Source organism: Chromohalobacter sp. HP20-39, from assembly GCF_033052815.1.
GTDB lineage: Bacteria > Pseudomonadota > Gammaproteobacteria > Pseudomonadales > Halomonadaceae > Chromohalobacter.
Map to the genome: position 1 here is coordinate 1 of NZ_JAWHTP010001267.1, position 229 is coordinate 229.

Genomic DNA, 229 nt, shown 5'->3' on the forward strand with positions numbered 1-229 from the left:
CCCCTGTTGGCCAACCGAAACCATCATGATGTCAGCACCGGGGGCTGACGCATGCACCGGCCACATCGCCGCGTCGCGGCCATCCCGCAACTAAGAAAGGCCGCATAAAGCATGGATTCGCGAGCAGTCATCGAGCAGATCCTTGATTTTGCACGATGGGCGCCCAGCGGCGACAACACGCAGCCCTGGCGATTCGAAATCATCGCGCCCAATCATGTCGCCGTCCATG

General features: G+C 60.7%; 1 protein-coding gene. It reads left to right on the plus strand.

Annotated elements, in window-relative coordinates; all coding sequences use genetic code 11:
• Nucleotides 1–111 precede the first annotated feature (111 nt).
• Nucleotides 112–229 (plus strand): nitroreductase family protein (locus tag RVY79_RS22160; RefSeq protein WP_411161795.1); only part of this gene is annotated, 118 nt, incomplete at its 3' end.